Source organism: Brevibacterium sp. BRM-1 (assembly GCF_026802075.1).
GTDB lineage: Bacteria > Actinomycetota > Actinomycetes > Actinomycetales > Brevibacteriaceae > Brevibacterium > Brevibacterium rongguiense.
Window position 1 is genome coordinate 725,161 of record NZ_CP113788.1, and the last position, 13,928, is coordinate 739,088.

Annotated in this window: 11 protein-coding genes; 1 reads left to right on the plus strand and 10 read right to left on the minus strand. The window is 74.9% G+C overall.

Annotated features, from left to right (window positions below; all coding sequences use genetic code 11):
* Genes BRM1_RS03180 through BRM1_RS03200 form a run of 5 tightly spaced genes read right to left on the minus strand, consistent with a single transcriptional unit; the run spans window position 1 to window position 3,566 of the window.
* Entirely contained in the window at window positions 1-1,230 is a 1,230-nt protein-coding gene (locus BRM1_RS03180) for a CaiB/BaiF CoA transferase family protein (protein WP_160953948.1), read from the minus strand.
* Window positions 1,220-1,690, minus strand: coding sequence for a PH domain-containing protein (locus BRM1_RS03185; RefSeq protein WP_160953949.1), 471 nt, complete (start codon window positions 1,688-1,690; stop codon window positions 1,220-1,222). Before BRM1_RS03185 ends, BRM1_RS03180 begins: the two co-directional genes overlap by 11 nt.
* Entirely contained in the window at window positions 1,671-2,528 is an 858-nt protein-coding gene (gene hisG, locus BRM1_RS03190) for an ATP phosphoribosyltransferase (RefSeq protein ID WP_160953950.1), read from the minus strand. Before hisG ends, BRM1_RS03185 begins: the two co-directional genes overlap by 20 nt.
* Window positions 2,529-2,585: 57 nt before the next feature.
* Window positions 2,586-2,849, minus strand: a complete 264-nt coding sequence (locus tag BRM1_RS03195) for a phosphoribosyl-ATP diphosphatase (RefSeq protein WP_268528115.1) — start codon at window positions 2,847-2,849, stop codon at window positions 2,586-2,588.
* 42 nt (window positions 2,850-2,891) lie between these two features.
* The gene (locus tag BRM1_RS03200) at window positions 2,892-3,566 is read right to left on the minus strand and encodes a nicotinamide mononucleotide transporter family protein (RefSeq protein ID WP_268528118.1); all 675 of its coding nucleotides are present in this window, start codon (window positions 3,564-3,566) and stop codon (window positions 2,892-2,894) included.
* 1,881 nt (window positions 3,567-5,447) lie between these two features.
* Between BRM1_RS03200 and BRM1_RS03205 the strand changes: the two genes are divergently transcribed.
* The gene (locus BRM1_RS03205; RefSeq protein ID WP_268528121.1) at window positions 5,448-6,629 is read left to right on the plus strand and encodes a hypothetical protein; all 1,182 of its coding nucleotides are present in this window, start codon (window positions 5,448-5,450) and stop codon (window positions 6,627-6,629) included.
* 155 nt (window positions 6,630-6,784) lie between these two features.
* On the opposite strand, the gene rpe is transcribed toward BRM1_RS03205, so the two are convergent.
* The 5 genes from rpe to metK form a co-directional block, all read right to left on the minus strand.
* On the minus strand, window positions 6,785-7,447 hold the full coding sequence (gene rpe, locus BRM1_RS03210; protein WP_268528125.1) for a ribulose-phosphate 3-epimerase: 663 nt from the start codon (window positions 7,445-7,447) through the stop codon (window positions 6,785-6,787).
* A complete protein-coding gene (locus tag BRM1_RS03215) occupies window positions 7,444-9,093 on the minus strand; it encodes an RsmB/NOP family class I SAM-dependent RNA methyltransferase (protein WP_268528128.1) in 1,650 nt (549 codons plus the stop codon). Before BRM1_RS03215 ends, rpe begins: the two co-directional genes overlap by 4 nt.
* Window positions 9,086-10,045, minus strand: coding sequence for a methionyl-tRNA formyltransferase (locus tag BRM1_RS03220; RefSeq protein WP_268528130.1), 960 nt, complete (start codon window positions 10,043-10,045; stop codon window positions 9,086-9,088). The genes BRM1_RS03215 and BRM1_RS03220 overlap by 8 nt, the downstream gene beginning before the upstream one ends.
* Before the next feature lie 60 nt (window positions 10,046-10,105).
* Entirely contained in the window at window positions 10,106-12,637 is a 2,532-nt protein-coding gene (locus BRM1_RS03225) for a primosomal protein N' (RefSeq protein ID WP_268528132.1), read from the minus strand.
* Window positions 12,638-12,733: 96 nt separating this feature from the next.
* A complete protein-coding gene (metK, locus tag BRM1_RS03230; RefSeq protein ID WP_268528135.1) occupies window positions 12,734-13,927 on the minus strand; it encodes a methionine adenosyltransferase in 1,194 nt (397 codons plus the stop codon).
* Window position 13,928: the final 1 nt, after the last annotated feature.

Consider the following 13,928-nt stretch of genomic DNA (forward strand, 5'->3'; position numbering starts at 1 on the left):
TCAGGCCTCCAGCCAGGCGCGGACCGTGTCCGCGTCCGCGTTGAGCAGGGGCGGGGCCGAGTGCTCGGTGAGGGTCGTCTCGACCTCGCCGTCGGCGCCCACGTCGAAGAAGCGCAGCGGCGGCCCGGGCAGGTCGATCGCGCCGAGCACGGGGTGGTCGACGGTGATCTTGAGCCCCTGCGAGGCCACCTGCTCGGAGGCGTAGACCTCCTGGAGGTTCGCGACGACGCCCGAGGGGATGCCGGCCTCGGCGAGCTTGGCGATGAGCTCATCGGCCGTGTAGGCGGAGAACGCGTCCTCCACGGCGCGGGTGACGGCCGCCCGGTTGGCCACGCGGGCGGCGTTGTCGGCCATGCCCTCGGCGGCCGGGTCCAGGCCGAACGCGGCGCACAGCTTCTGCCACAGCCGCTCATTGCCCACGGAGATCTGGACGGCGCCGCCGCGGCAGGCGAAGAGCCCGTACGGGCTGATCGACGGGTGGTGGTTGCCGCCGGGGGCGGGCGTCTCCCCCGCGACGGTCGCCCGGGTGCCCTGGAAGGCGTGGATGCCGATCATCCCGGCCAGCAGCGAGGTGCGCACGACCTTGCCGCGGCCGGTGCGCTCGCGCTCGAGCAGGGCCGCGAGCACGCCGAGGACCCCGTGGATGCCGCCGAGCAGGTCCGCGATCGGCACGCCCACGCGCTGCATGTCATCCGGCCCGGAGCCGGTCAGCGACATGAGCCCGCCCTCCCCCTGGGCGATCTGGTCGTAGCCGGCGCGCTGGGCGTCCGGGCCGTCGTGGCCGAAGCCCGTGATCGAGAGGATGACGAGGCGGGGGTTGAGCTCGAGGCAGCGCTGGGTGGAGAACCCCAGGCGGTCGAGCACGCCGCCGCGGAAGTTCTCGACGAGCACATCGGCGCGGGCGATGAGGGCCTCGAGGGTCTCGCGGCCGTCCGGGGACTTGAGGTCGAGGGCGATCGACTCCTTGTTGCGGTTGCAGGAGAGGAAGTAGGTGGCCTGGCGGTCGTCCTCGGGCCCCACGAACGGCGGGCCCCAGGACCGGGTGTCGTCCCCGGCGGCGGGGTTCTCCACCTTGATGACGCGCGCCCCCAGGTCTCCGAAGATCTGCCCGGCGTGCGGGCCGGCGAGTGCGCGGGAGAGGTCGACGACCGTGTAGCCGGCCAGCGGCCCGGCTGCCGGCGCGGCGGCGGCGCCCTCCGGGCTGGTGGGTGCGGCGGTGTCAGATGCCATCGTCGGGCCTTTCTGCAGGGCGGGAGTATTCGTCTGCGAGTCTACGCAATCGCGTGCAGGCGGCTGCGGCGCGTGGACCGTCGGCGGCCTGCACCGCCTGGACGTGGAGCGTCTGCCCATCGCTGAGGTCGAGCGAGGCGTACTGCTCGCCCATGCGCGGATTGAAGGACACGCCCACGATCTGCGCCCACTCGATGCGGTGGGTGCGCACGAGGTTGCGCACGACCAGCCGCTCGGGCCGGACGATGGCGCGCACGGAGCCCAGCCGCCACAGCACGCCGGCGATGGCGAGACCCAGGAGGTTCATCCAGATGGCGTCGTAGAGGTGCCACGTCTCCCAGTGGAGCTGAGACAGCCCGAAGGACAGCAGCGCGAACGACGCCACGATGACGGGAGCGAGGATCCGGGTGATGAGGCGCGTCCAGCGCGGCCGGATGACCTCAGATGCGGCAGGCGCCAATGTTCGTCACCAGGATCGCGCGGGCGCCGGCCGCGTAGAGGCGGTCCATCGCCTCGTGCACGGCCTTGGCCTCCACCATGGAGCGCACCGCGAACCACTCGGGGTCCTGGAGCGGGGAGACGGTGGGGCTCTCGAGGCCCGGCGTGACCGCCGAGGCCGCCTCGAGGGCGCTTTCGTGGACGTCGTAGTCGATGAGCACGTAGTTGCGGGCGACCATGACGGAGTCGAGCCGGCGGATGAGGATGTCCGCCGCGGCGGCGGTCTCGCGGCTGGGCTGGGCCGCGGCCGGGGCGATGAGCACACCCTCGGACTCGAGGAGCGCCTCGCCGAACGTCTCGAGGCCCGCGGCGCGCAGCGTCGATCCCGTCTCGACGACGTCGGCGATGGCATCGGCGACGCCCAGCTGGATGGAGACCTCCACCGCGCCGTCGAGCTTGACGGTGGCGGCGCTCAGGCCGCGGGCGGCGAGGTCTGCCCGCACGAGGGTCGGATAGGAGGTCGCGATCGTGGCGCCGTCGAGTTCGGCCGGGTCGGTGAAGCGGCCGGCCGGGCCCGCGTAGTGGAAGCTCGAGCGGCCGAAGCCCAGCGGCAGCACCTCGACGGCCTCCGATTCGGATTCGAGCAGCAGGTCGCGGCCCGTGATGCCGAGGTCGAGGATGCCGCGGCCGATGTAGACGGCGATGTCGCGGGGGCGCAGGAAGAAGAACTCGACCCCGTTGGCCGTGTCCTGGTGGACGAGCGACTTCGCCGAGGTGCGCAGCGCGTAGCCGGCCTCGCGCAGCATCGTGGTCGCGGCTTCGGACAGGGAGCCCTTGTTGGGCACGGCAACGCGGAGCATGGCGGGGGCCTCCTTGGCGGGGCGGCGAATGGATCGGGCGGCGGCGGGCCGCGCGGCTCAGAGCCTGCGGTAGACGTCGTCGAGCGTGAGCCCGCGGGCGAGGAGGATGACCTGCAGGTGGTAGAGGGCCTGGGAGACCTCACCGGCGAGCTCGTCGTCTGACTCGTACTCGGCGGCCATCCACACCTCGGCGGCCTCCTCGACGACCTTCTTGCCGATGGCGTGGACCCCGGCGTCGAGTTCGGCGACGGTCTTCGAACCATCGGGGCGCGTGCGCGCCTTGTGCTCAAGTTCAGCGAACAGCTCGTCGAAGGTCTTCACCCGATCAGGGTAGTACACGGCGCTGCAGCGCCCGGCCCCGGCTCAGGCGCCCGGCGGGTCCTCCCGCCCGTCGAGCGTGGCCGCGCCCGAGGTGGGGCTCGAGATCGTCTGGCGGGAGCGCCGGGCCCAGTCGACCATGCCGACGATGACCATGACGAGGAAGACGAAGTAGACGGCGCCGGAGAAGACGAGGCCGCCCATGACCGCGAGCGGGATGCCGACGAGGTCGACGGCCAGCCAGACGAACCAGAATTCGACGATGGCGCGGCCCTGGGCGTACATGGCCACGAGCGAGCCGATGAAGATGTAGGCGTCCGGGTAGGGGTTCCACGACCAGCCGCCCACGGCGAGGACATAGCCGAACCCGAGGGTGCCGAGCACCAGCGCGGCGATGAGCCCGATCCGCTCGGGCCAGGTGGCCCAGCGGACGCGGATCTCGCCCTTCTCCTGCTGCGAGCGCCGCCACGTCGTCCAGCCCCAGATCGCCGCGGCGATGATGACGACCTGCCGGGAGGCGTTGCCGCCCAGGTGGGCGGAGACGCTCGCGCTGAAGAGGAGCACGGACCCGAGGATCTGCACGGGCCAGGACCAGATGAGCCGGCGCAGGGCCAGGTAGACGGTTGCCAGCGCGCAGATGTTGCCGAGGAAGTCCGACCAGGGCACGGGCTTGCCGAGCAGCTCGAAGACCGGGGTGTTGAGCCAGGTGAAGAATTCCAACGCGCTGCCTTCTCCGCGCCGCGACGGCGGGTGTTCGGGGGCCTGTGGGGCGGGACTCCATGCTAGCGCCCCGCGGCGGTGGGGCACCCCGGTCTGGACCGGGGCCCGTTGCACAGCGCGCGCTGCGCGCACCTCGCGCCCGGCGGGCCGGTCCTCGGCTGCCGGGGCCGGCCGCCCGCATGCGGGAATGCGGGCTCCGCGGGCCCGCAGTTCGTGATACTACGGAAAGCACAACGTGAGGAGCCCCACATGTCGAACCCGCAGGAGCCCAGCGAGACCGGTGAGGCCGGCCCCGAATCAGCAGCCGACCCGAACCAGCGGACGAGTGCGCGGGCGGCGCACCCGGAGGAACCGCACGGTGGCACCGCCGCCGAGGGCGGATCACCGGGGGGCCCCGCGAGCTCGACGGCTGCGCCGACCGGCGCCGATGATGCGGAGCGCCCGGCCACCGCGGACGACCCCCGCGCCCCTGGCAGCGCGGGCGCTGCCGAGGGGGACGACGCGACGGAAGGCACGCGAGGGGCCAACACCTCGGACGGCACTGTCACCGCGGACGGCAACAGCACCTCGGACGGCACCGTCATCTCGGGTGGCACTGCCACCCCAGCTGACACCGGCAGCGCCGAGCACACCGACCCAGCCGATCACACTGCGGCCTCCGCTCAGCCTGCTGCCTCGCATGACGACCGCGCCTCGCATGACGCAGACACCTCCGAGTGCACTGGCACCTCCGAGCAAGCAGGCACCTCCGACCACACGGGCGCCGCCGCTGCGCCTACCGCCGGCGACACTGGCGCCCCGGATCGCGCAGGCGCCTCCCGCAGGGAGGAATCCGGAGCGGGTGAGCCCCACACGGAGGCAGCGGACGAGGCGAGCGCTGACGCCGCCGCCGATGCCGAGACTCGTGGAGATACCGCGGGCGATGCCGGGGAAAACGACGATGCAGGGGCTGATGACAGGGCTCGCGCAGGCACCGCGGGCACCGCGGAGGCCGCAGGCACCGGGGAAGGCGACGGGGCCCGCGGCGATGGCGGTGCGCGCGGCGATGGCGGTGCCGGGGGCACTCGCACCGCGGACCCGTCCGTTCGTTCAGAGCCCGCCGACGGGAAGCCTCAGGCGCACGGCCCCGACGGCGCCCCGCGCCCCTCCGGTGCCGTCGATGAGCCCACCGCCGCCTTCGAGCCGCTCGGCTCGTCACCGGGCGGGGCGCACGAGGAGGAGCCGACCGCGGCATTCCCACCGGTGCGCGGGGAGTCCCCGGCCCCGGACTTCTCGCCCTTCGGTGCGACCGGTGCCGCCGCCCCTCCCCCGGGTGCGGATATCGACCGGCAGGGCTCCGCGCCCACCGGCTCGCCGGCGTTCGGGTCACCGACCGCAGGGACGCCGGCCTCCGGGCCTCCGGTCTCCGGGACGCCGGCCTCCGGGCCTCCGGTCTCCGGGGCTCCGGGCGGACGGCCGCAGCCGGGTGGGAATCCCCGGCCCGGAGCGCACGGGCCGGCCGGCCCCGAACCGCACCCGCGGGAACCCGGTTCGCAGTTCCCCGGTGCGCAGGCGACCGGACCACAGGGGGCCAATCCGCGATTCCCCGGTTCACAGGGCCCCGGCGCACAGCGGACCGGTGAGCCGGGTGCCGGCGCGCAGCTCTCGGCCTCGAAGTTCGGCGCTTCCCAGCCCCCCGGTTCCCAGCCCTCCGGTTCCCAGCCCTCCGGTTCGCAGTTCCCGGGGGCTCAGTTCCCCGGTTCGCAGTTCCCGAGTTCACAGGGGCGCGGCCAGCCCGGCGGTGCCGCTGCTGCACCCGGCGCGTCCCAGGGACAGCAGACCGGTGCGCCGCAGGGCCAGCATTCCGGCGCGCCCGGTTCCGGCCGGCCAGGCGGGGTACCGATGTACGCCGCCGGAGCGGCCGGGCACGGCGCCGCCGCGGGCCCACCGCCCGGCGGCGGCACCGGTCAGTCCTGGGGCGCTCCGGACGGGGCGGGCCAGGCGGCGCCGCGGCCCAAGCGGCGCCGCACGCGCACGCCCATAGCGAGCCTCGCGGTGCTCGTGCTGCTCATCGCGGGCGGCGCCCTCGCCGTGGGAGTCGCCAACGCGACCGCGCACTCACCGCAGCGCGCGGTGGAGGCCTACCTCGACGCGCTGCGCGGCGGCGATGTGGACCGGGCGAACGAGCTCGCCGATCCCCGGGCGAACTCGAGTGAGCGCAGCGCGCTGACGAAGGAGGTCTACGACCGGGCCGAGCACAGGATCACGGGCTACCGCGTCGTCGACGCGCACAGCTCGGGCAGCAGCGCGACGGTGCGGGTGGAGATCACCCAGGACGAGAAGACGTCGACCGTCGAGCTCGGGGCACACCGGGTGGCCAACAGCGCGCTCGTGCTCCACAACTGGGAACTCGACGAGCCCCTGACCTCCACCGTGCACGTGGTGGTGCCCACGGGCGTGTCGAAGGTCACGGTCAACGGGGTGGGGGTGAGCCCCGAGTTCAAGCCGGACGAGGGGGATGCCAAGCGGATCGCAGCCGATCTTGTGGTGCTCCCCGGCCGCTATGCGGTCGAGGTGCCGCCCAAGTCGAAGTTCCTGGGCTACGGCTCCGCTCAGACGTTCGACTACGCCCCCGGTGCGGATGCCGAGGACCAGGGCGCCGGCGCCGAGGACGGCGGGAATGCCGCGCTGACGTTCAGCGACAACTTCTCCCAGGCGCTCATCGCGGATGCGGACAACGAGATCCAGAAGCACGTGGACCTGTGCATCAAGCGCAAGGCGTTCGCGGCGCCGCGGTGCCCGAACCAGTCGCTCATGGCCTCCGACGGCAGCTCGTCCTACCGCGACCCCCACTGGACGCTCACGAGCCGGCCCACGCTCGAGGAGCCGGAATACGAGGGCGACGGGGTCGGGACGATCTCCTCCAAGACGCCGGGCAAGGCCACGCTGCAGTACCAGTACGACTCGTTCGGCACCTGGGAGACGAAGAAGGAGGAGGTGGACATCGCGTTCACCGTGCGGGTCACCGTGGACGGGCCGGAGAAGTTCCACTTCGACTGGCTGGCGCGCGGCGCGGCCGGCTGAGCTCGCCCCGGCGACGTCGCAGCCCCGGGCCGGTTCAGCGCGGTGCCCGTTCGACCCGGCGCCGACTCGCGCTGCTCCGGTGGGCGGTCATCGGCTCGGCAGGGCCGGCAGCGGGCGCGGCGACCGGCCGAGACGGCCGGCAGCAGGCGCGGCCGTCAGTGGGCGTGCGCGGCGGCGCGCTCCCGGAGTGCGCCGATGGCGGCCGCCGGGCTCTCGGCGCCGTAGACCGCCGAGCCGGCCACGAGCGAATTCGCCCCGGCGTCGACCGCGCGGTCGATCGTCTGCAGCGAGATGCCGCCGTCCACCTGCAGGAGGATGTCGAGGCCCGAGGCGCTGATCGCCTGCCGAGCGCGGCGGATCTTGGGCAGGCAGACGTCCAGGAAGGACTGACCGCCGAAGCCCGGCTCGACGGTCATGATGAGCACCTGGTCGAGCTCCCCGAGCATGTCGAGGTAGGGCTCGACGGGGGTCGACGGCTTGAGCGCGATCGAGGCCTTCGCCCCGAGCCGGCGCAGCTCCCGAGCCAGGCGCACGGGCGCCTTCGCCGCCTCGGCGTGGAAGGTGACCGACTCGCAGCCCAGCTCGGCGTAGACCGGGGCGTTGGCGTCCGCGTCGTCGATCATGAGGTGGGCGTCGATGGGCACCGGGGACACGGCCCGGATCCGCTCGACGACCGGGGGCCCGAACGTGAGGTTCGGCACGAAGTGGTTGTCCATGACGTCCACGTGGGCCATGTCGGCGTCGGCGATGAGCGCGAGCTGGCCGCGCAGGTCGGCGAAGTCGCAGGACAGGATGCTCGGGTTGATGCGGATGCTCATGGGGCCTCCTGGGCGTCGGGTGCGGCTGCGGGCTTGCGCAGCAGGGTGAGGAACATGCCGTCCGTGCCGTGCACGTGCGGCCACAGCTGGGCGGCGCGCCCCTGGGCCCGGGTGCCGTCGGCGGCGCGGGCGCCCTGCTCGGGGGTGCCCACGGAGCCCGAGGCGAAGCTCGCGGCGGGCTCGCCGGTCACCTCGGCCAGCACCTCGGGCGCGTCGAGGACCTCGACGTCGGCCCCCCGCTTCCTCGCGAAGTCGCCCACGACCAGCAGGGTCTCGGCCAGGTGCGGCGAGCACGTGGTGTAGGCGAGGACTCCCCCGGGCGCGACGGCGTCGAACCCGGCCGCGAGGAGGTCGCGCTGGATGGGACCGAGCCCGCCGAGGTCGGCGGCGCTGCGCCGCCAGCGGGCCTCGGGCCGGCGGCGCAGGGCGCCCAGGCCGGAGCAGGGGACGTCGACGAGCACCCGGGCGTACTCACCGGGGTGCGCGGCGCCGAATTCGCGGGCATCGGCGGTGTCCACGCGGACCCGGTCCGCGAACGCGCGGGTGGAGTCGCGCACGAGGTCCGCCCGGTGCTCGGAGCTGTCGAGCGCCTCGACCGCGCGGTCGTCGCGCTGCGCGGCGGCTGCGAGGATGGCGGTCTTGCCGCCCGGGCCGGCGCACATGTCGAGCCACGCGGACCCGGGTCTGTCGGCGGGGGCGGCGGCGCCCAGGAGGGCCAGGGCGACGAGCTGCGAGCCCTCGTCCTGGACGCGGGCGCGGCCCTGCGCCACCTCGGGAACGGCGGCAGGGCTGCCGCCGGAGAGCGCGACGCCGATCGGCGAGAGCGGGGTGGGCTCGCCCACGGCCCGGGCCAGCGCGTCGCGGTCCACGGCGCCCGGCAGTGCGGTCAGGCACACCGCGGCCGGGGTGTTGTCGGCGGCGAGCAGGTCGCCCAGCTCCTCAGGATCGCGCCCGTGGGCGCTGAGCGCCTGGCGCAGCGCGCGGGCGATCCACTGGGGGTGCGAGGCGGTGAGCGCCAGGGCGTCGCGCTCGTCGAGGCCCTCGGTGACGAGCGCGGCCCACTCCGCGCGGTCGCGCTCGCCGATCCGGCGCAGCACCGCGTTGACGAAGCCCGCCGCGCGGGAGCTCGCCGAGGCGCGGATGACGCCGACGGTCTCCTTCACTGCGGCGTGGGGGGCGATCCGTGTGCTGAGCAGCTGGTGGGCGCCCATCCGCATGGCGGCGAGGACGGGCAGGTCGATCGACTCGGCCGGGCGGTCCGCGGCCACGGAGATGATCGCGTCGTAGAAGCCCTGGGCGCGCAGCGTGCCGTAGGTCAGCTCGGTGGTCATGCCCGCGTCCGGGCCCTGCATGTGCGCGCGGGCGATGCGGCCGGGCAGCACGAGGTTGGCGTAGGCGTCGCGCTCGGCGACATCGCAGAGGACCTCCCAGGCCACCTGGCGCGGCAGGTTGGGCCGGGGGGCGCGGGGGGCCGATTCGCGGCCCTCGGCGCGGCGCCCGCCGCGGCTGCCGCTCCGCTCACCGCGGTCGCGGGGCCGGCGATCGCCGCAACCGCTGCCATCGCGCGGCGCACCGCGCCCGCGGTGGGGGCGCCCGGCATCGTCTGGCCCGCCGTGGGCGCCGCGGTGGCGATTCGGTTCACTCATGGGCGGTCCTGTCCTCCGGTACGTCTGCGGGCACCGCGTCGAAGCGCGCGCCGGGGCGGCCCCGGAGGAACGCCTGCGCGGACATCATCGGCTTGCCGAACGGCTGGATCGATTCGAGCGTGAGGATTCCCGCTCCGGTGCCGGCGCACACGGTGCCGTCGACGTCGATGAGCTCCCCGGGCTCGAGGTCGGGCCCACCGGGCGCGTCCGGCAGCTCCGCCACGCCGCGCACCTTCGTGCGCTGTCCGTCCAGCAGCGCCCAGGGGCCCGGTGCGGGCGAGGTGCCGCGCGCAAGCGCGGCGAGGCGCGCGGCGGGGCGGGAGAAGTCGAGCCGCGCCTCGGCGGGCTCGATCTTGGGCGCCGGGGTGCCCGCGGACGGCTGGGGCGCGTAGCGGGTGGTTCCGGCGGCCACCGCGTCGAGCGCCTCGACGAGGAGGGGGGCGCCCTGCCGGGCGTAGTCCGCGAGGACGTCGCCGGCAGGCAGCGGCGGCAGCGGCAGCTGCCGCTGGGCGACGATGTCGCCGGTGTCCATGCCCTCGTCCAGCCGGAAGACGGTGAGTCCGGAGACGGTGCGGCCGTCGATGAGCGCCCGCTGGACGGGGGCGGCGCCGCGGTAGTCGGGCAGCAGGGAGAAGTGCAGGTTGAACCAGCCCAGGCGCGCGGCGGACAGGGCGCGCGGGCCCGCGAGCGCGCCGTAGGCGACCACGGCCGCGGCGTCGACCCGGAGGGCCTCGATCTCGGCGAGGATCTCACCGCGCAGCCGCGCGGCCTCGAGCACCGGGAGGCCCAGCTCGCGCGCGGCCGCCTTGACGGGACTGGGGGTCAGCGTGCGCCTGCGGCCCACGGGGGCATCGGGGCGGGTGAGCACGGCGGCGATCTCGTGGCCCGAGGCGCTCAGGGCGCGCAGCGACGGCACGGCCGGCTCGGGGGTTCCCGCGAAGAGGATTCTCACCCGCACAGTCTACGGGCCGCCCCGTTCCGGCGGTTACCCGCCCGCCCCGCCGCGGCGGGCTCAGAGCGCGTCGGGGTCGTCCATCCGCACGCTCACGAGGGGATCGCCACGCATCGATGCCGCCGCCACCTCTGCGGCGAGGAGGAAGGTGAGGGCCGGGCCCGCCCCGATCCGGCACCCGAGCACGACGGTCACCTCGCCCCCGCCCGCGACCCGGCCCGGGCGCCGGTGCGCGGCCCGCTGCTCGAACCGCCCGCCTTCATCCGGTGGGTCGGCCAGTGCGCCCCGGGCGGGCCCGGCGCCCGGGGCGGCGGGCGTTGTGGGCGCACCCGGCCGGGCCCCGGGGCGCGCCGCGGGCTCCGGGTCGTCGGCGGCCCGCTCCTCGAGGACGCGCACCTCGACCTCGCGGCGCGCCGCTGCGACGAGGGCAGCGACGGCCGGGCGGGGTCCCGTGAGCTCGGCGATGCGGATGCTCGGCGGCAGCCCCACCTGCGCGCGCTCGGCCAGCTGCCCGACCGCCCATTCGACCGGCTCGAAGCGGGCCACCGTCCTGCGCACGGCGGGGTCCTCGTCCATGAGCAGCGCCCTGCCGCCCAGCCGCGCGGCGCGGACCAGGGACGCCGCCCGCAGGCGCCGGGCAATCGACCGGTCGGTCGAGCGCAGGCCCGGGCCCGGCCACAGCGTGTCGAGCAGGATCCCGGCCGCATAGCCGCCCTCGGCGTAGGGCTCCGCCCCGGTGGTGGCGACGACGATCTGGGGCTCCCCGTCGACCCGCTCGAGGATGTGGTCGCCGCCCGAGCGCACGACCTTCACACCGGGGAACGCCCGGCCCAGCTCCTGGTGCACGCCCTCCGCCCCGGTCGTCACGGCCCTGGCCTGCGTGCCCCCGCAGTTGCGGCACTGCACGCCATCGGAGTGCCAGCCGCAGACCCGGCAGGCGAACGGACCGCTCACCGCGCGGGCGTGCAGGCGGTTGCCGCATCGGGGGCAGCGCAGCACCTCGCGGCACCGCGCGCAGGCGAGCACCGGGATGAAGCCGGCACGCGGCACCTGCACGAGCACCGGCCCCAGCGCGGTGTCCTGCTTGGTGCGCCCGAGTGCGCCCCTGACCAGGTCGAATGCCCGTCCCGGCAGCCGGGAGAGATCGGCGATGTCCCGGGCCGGGGGCGGCTCCAGCATGAGGGGCGCCTCCGCGCGGCGCACCTCGCGAGGCACCGCGATCTCCCCGAGCCACCCGTTGGCGACGAGGCGCTGCACATCGACGGAGCGCGCATAGCCCAGGAAGAGCCCTGCCGCGCCCGTCTGGCGCACGCGCTCGAGCATGACCTGCCGCGCGTGCGGATAGGGGGCGCGCTGCTCGAGGTAGGAGTCGTCCTCATCGTCGAAGCAGAGGAAGAGGCCCGGGTTCGCGACCGGGGCGAAGACGGCCGTCCGGGTCCCGATCACCAGGCGGGCACGGCCCGTCAGGGCCTTGGTCCAGGCGCTCCAGCGGGCCGACTGCCCCTGATCGGCCGACAGCCGCACGGTCCACGGTGCCAGCGCGCCGAGCTCCGCCTCGAGGGCCGCCAGCTCCCGTCTGTCCGGCACGAGCCACACGACGCTGCGGCCGGCCGCGAGCACGCGGGCCGCGGCGGCGAGGCCGAAGCGGATCCACCCGATGCCGGGCCGGTCCCCCGGCAGCATGGCGTACGCGGCACGCGGGCCATGGGTGGGCACGGACTCCTCCGCGGGCACAGCCTCCTCCGCGGGCACAGCCTCCACTGCGCGCACGGCCTCCACTGCGCGCACGGCCTCCACTGCGCGCACGGCCTCCTCCGCGGGCACAGCCTCCACTGCGGGCGCTGTCTCCACTGCGGGGGCTGCCTGCTCCGCGGGGGCTGCCTGCTCCGCGGCGGGGCCTGGCTGCGCGGCCGCGGGCTGCGCGGCGTCCCCCGCGCCAGCGGCCGGGGCGGCGGCCGATCCGGCGGTCTCATCCCGCTCGCGGGCGCCCGCCGCGCCCGGTGCCTGCGGGTCCAGCCACTCGTCGAGCGCCATCAGATACTCGGACTCGCCGGCGGGAGCGTGCTCGGCAGCGTCTGCTATGGCCGCGCGCACGTGAGCCGCGGCCGCGCCCAGGGCCTGCGCGTCGACCTCCGCGGGCTGGGCGAGCACGGCCGCCTCGGCGGTGGCATGGCGCGGCGGGATGGCCAGGCGCAGCACATCGGGCAGCGTCCCGGCGTAGCGCCGGGCGACCGCCGTGCACAGCTCGAGCAGCTCGGGCCGCAGCACGGGCAGCGGGGAGCTCACGCGCTCGAGCGGAGCCAGTTCGCCCACGTGGTCGGTTGATTCCACTCGCTCGAGGATGAAGCCCGAGGTGAGACGGCCGGCGAACCGCACCCGCACCCGCACCCCGGGCTGTGCCCGGGCGTCCATGGTGGCGGGGACCGCATAGTCGAAGGGCCGCGCCAGGTGCGGCAGCTGCGTCTCGACGAGCACGCGCGCCACGGGGTGCGCCTGCGCGGGCTCGATGCCTCCGCGCACCCGCAGGGCCTGCGGTTCGGCGAGGTCGGCGGCGAGCGGGGCGAACAGGGCACCATCGGCACCGTCGGTCATCGCACTCCCCCTCCCGGCTGCGGCGGGTCACCAGCGGCGCCCGGTCGGGCGCTGCGCCCAGTCAAGCACGCGGCGCCGACGCGGGCCCGCCGCGGTTCACACGAGTCGGCGCAGCTCGTCCGCGCGGTCCGTGCGCTCCCACGTGAAGGACTCCGCGGTCCGCCCGAAGTGGCCGTACGCGGCGGTGGGCCGGTAGATCGGCCGGTTGAGGCGCAGCTGCGAGATGATCGCGGCCGGGCGCAGGTCGAAGACCTCGCGGATAGCGGCGGCGATCGCCGCGGGATCGACCCGCTCCGTGCCGAACGTCTCGACGTAGAGGCCCACGGGCTGGGAGGACCCGATCGCGTAGGCGACCTGGACCTCCGCGCGCTCGGCCAGGCCGGCGGCGACGACGTTCTTCGCCACCCAGCGCATCGCGTAGGCCGCGGAGCGGTCGACCTTCGAGGGGTCCTTGCCGGAGAAGGCGCCGCCCCCGTGGCGGGCGAAGCCGCCGTAGGTGTCGACGATGATCTTGCGCCCCGTGAGGCCCGCGTCGCCCATCGGCCCGCCGATGATGAAGTCGCCCGCCGGGTTGATGAGGTAGCGGGCTGCGCCGGTGTCGAGGCCGGCCGCGCCCAGGATCGGGTCGATGACGTGCTCGCGCAGGTCCGCTGTCAGCTGTTCGCGCACGATCCCCCGATCGTGCTGCGTGGACAGGACCACGGCCTCCACGGTGCGGGCCGTGTCGCCGTCGTAGCCGAGCGTCACCTGCGTCTTGCCGTCGGGCCGCAGGTAGTCCAGGGTGCCGTCCTTGCGCACCTCGCTCAGGCGCTCGGCCAGCCGGTGGGCCAGGTGGATGGGCAGCGGCATGAGGACGTCGGTGGCGCTGTCCGCGTAGCCGAACATGAGGCCCTGATCGCCGGCGCCCAGCTGGCCCAGCTCGTCGCCGTGATCGCCGCCGCGGGCCTCGAGCGACTGGGTGACGCCCTCGCTGATGTTGAGCGACTGCGCTCCGATCGAGACGGAGACTCCGCACGTGTGGCCGTCGAAGCCCTTCTCCGAGGAGTCGTAGCCGATCTCCGTGATCGTCTTGCGCACGATGTCGGCGATGTCGACGTAGCCGGAGGTGGTGACCTCGCCGGCCACGTGCACCATGCCGGTCGTCACCATCGTCTCGACGGCCACGCGGGCGCGGCTGTCGAGGGTGAGCATCGCGTCGAGGATCGCGTCGCTGATCTGGTCGGAGATCTTGTCCGGATGGCCCTCCGTCACGGATTCGGAGGTGAACTGGCGCAGCGTCGTTGAAGTCACC

Bases quoted from the DNA above. Each gene is read 5' to 3' on its own strand.
- BRM1_RS03225 (WP_268528132.1), bottom strand. From the start codon at position 12,637: ATGACCGACGGTGCCGATGGTGCCCTGTTCGCCCCGCTCGCCGCCGAC.
- hisG (WP_160953950.1), bottom strand. From the start codon at position 2,528: ATGCTCCGCGTTGCCGTGCCCAACAAGGGCTCCCTGTCCGAAGCCGCG.
- BRM1_RS03215 (WP_268528128.1), bottom strand. From the start codon at position 9,093: ATGAGTGAACCGAATCGCCACCGCGGCGCCCACGGCGGGCCAGACGAT.
- BRM1_RS03180 (WP_160953948.1), bottom strand. From the start codon at position 1,230: ATGGCATCTGACACCGCCGCACCCACCAGCCCGGAGGGCGCCGCCGCC.
- rpe (WP_268528125.1), bottom strand. From the start codon at position 7,447: ATGAGCATCCGCATCAACCCGAGCATCCTGTCCTGCGACTTCGCCGAC.
- BRM1_RS03205 (WP_268528121.1), top strand. From the start codon at position 5,448: ATGTACGCCGCCGGAGCGGCCGGGCACGGCGCCGCCGCGGGCCCACCG.